Source organism: Aquabacterium sp., assembly GCF_035476535.1.
Lineage (GTDB): Bacteria > Pseudomonadota > Gammaproteobacteria > Burkholderiales > Burkholderiaceae_C > Pseudaquabacterium.
Window position 1 is genome coordinate 1 of record NZ_DATILJ010000059.1, and the last position, 1,841, is coordinate 1,841.

Sequence of the window (1,841 nt, forward strand, 5' to 3'; positions counted from 1 at the left end):
GCCAGCGGGATCAGCACCAGATCGTCGGCCAGTCCCAGCACCGGGATCAGGTCCGACACCAGGTCGATCGGCCACACCAGGTACAGCGCCAGCAAGGCCACCGCGGGCTTCAACCAGGCAGGTGAGCCCGGGTGGCGCAGCGCGCGCCACAGCAGGCGCGCGTCGCCGCGTACCAGGGTCCACAGCAGGGACAAGCGTTTGAACATGACACGCACTCCTCGCACAGCGGCGCAACACCGGCCCAGATGGGGACGCCGGCCAGACGCTGCAAGGGTAGCGCGCGCCGGCAGGCCGTGGCAGTGTCACCGCCGCTTCAGTGGTCAGCCACTGCTGACAACAGCTCGCGCCGCCTGCCGATGCCGCGCCGGGTGGCCAGGGTCGAACATGCTTGCCAGGGGCCGTCTCTCAGGCCGTCCAAGGAGTTCTCGATGCGCTACCGCACCTGCGCCGCCGGGCTGACGCTGGCATTCGCCAGCGCCGCAGCGCTGGCGACCCCTTCACCGCAGGGCGCCGGCGAACTGTTGGCCCGGCATGCCAGTCTGCAGCAGCAGCTGACGGCAAGCTCGTTCGGCCGGCCGATCGTGCTGCAGTCCGGCGACTCCGCCAAGAATCCGCACGGCGACGTGTACGCCGAGATCCGCCATCCGTTTGCCGGCGTCACATCGGCCTTGCAGCCCGCACAGGCCTGGTGCGACGTGATGCTGCTGCAAACCAATGTCAAGCGCTGCGTGGCGGCCGGCGACGCCGCCTCGCCGACCTTGCGGGTGAGCCTGGTTCGCAAGTCCAGCCAATCGGTGGAGGAGGCGCAGCAAGTCGAGTTCAGGTACACCGTGCGCGCGGCATCGGCCACCTACCTTGCCCTCGAAATGAAGGCGGACAGCGGGCCCGTCGGCACGTCCGACTACAGCCTGACGCTGGAAGCCGTGCCGCTGGATGCCGAGCGCACATTCGTCCACATGTCCTATGCCTACGCCAACGGCCTGCCCGCGCGGCTGGCGACCGAAACCTATCTGGCCACCTCCGGCCGCAGCAAGGTGGGCTTCAGCGTGACAGGCCGCGACGAGTCCGGCCAACCCGTGTATGTGACAGGCGTGCGCGGCATCGCGGAGCGCAACACGATGCGCTACTACCTGGCGATCGAAGCGGTGCTGGCGGCTTCGAAGCAGCCCGCCGCGCAGCAGCTCGAGCGCCGCATGGACCAGTGGTTCAGCGCGGTCGAGCGCTACCCGCGACAACTCAAGGAAATGGAGCGGGCAGACTACCTGGCGATGAAGCGCCGGGACTTGCAGGTCTCGACAACGCAGCGATGACAGGCCCCGAGAGCCGAAGCGATCGCATCGGCGTGATCAGGGGTCATCACATGCTGGCCGACAAAGCCGCTGGGACGTAGCCATCAGACGGCCGCAACCGCGACTCATCCTTCGGCCGTGAGGTCGCTGCGCAAGCGCAGTACGGCTGTCGATTCAGCCGGCGGGAACCACAGCGTTGCCCATAAGCGAAGACGATCCGTCCAGACAAAAGCCCTCTTGGTGCGCTGGGGCTGCGAGGCTTACCTTCCGCTTGTCCATGACTGACAGCCGGGAAGAGCAAGTGAGTGCCATCCACATCGCCGCGCGCATGCGCCGCATCAAGCCGTCCCCCAGCAGCGCCGGCGCCGACCGCCTGGCCCAGCTGCGCCGCGAGGGGCGCGACATCGTCAGCCTGCTCATCGGCGAGCCGGATTTCGACACGCCCGAGCCCATCCGGCGCGCCGCCATCGAGGCCATCGAGGGCGGCCAGACGCGCTACACGCAGACCGCCGGCACGCTGGCTTTGCGCCAGGCGGTCGCGGCCAAGTTCGA

Annotated in this window: 2 protein-coding genes and 1 pseudogene; 2 read left to right on the forward strand and 1 reads right to left on the reverse strand. The window is 68.4% G+C overall.

From position 1 onward, the window contains the following. Window positions 1-206, reverse strand: a 206-nt coding sequence (locus VLK61_RS06080; protein ID WP_325419288.1) for a YkvA family protein, incomplete at its 3' end; no start/stop codon positions are given. 222 nt (window positions 207-428) lie between these two features. Between VLK61_RS06080 and VLK61_RS06085 the strand changes: the two genes are divergently transcribed. Both VLK61_RS06085 and VLK61_RS06090 read left to right on the forward strand, forming a co-directional pair. Then, window positions 429-1,310, forward strand: a complete 882-nt coding sequence (locus VLK61_RS06085) for a hypothetical protein (RefSeq protein ID WP_325419290.1) — start codon at window positions 429-431, stop codon at window positions 1,308-1,310. A gap of 256 nt (window positions 1,311-1,566) precedes the next feature. Further along, window positions 1,567-1,841 (forward strand): annotated as a pseudogene (locus VLK61_RS06090) (aspartate transaminase); the annotation flags it as partial.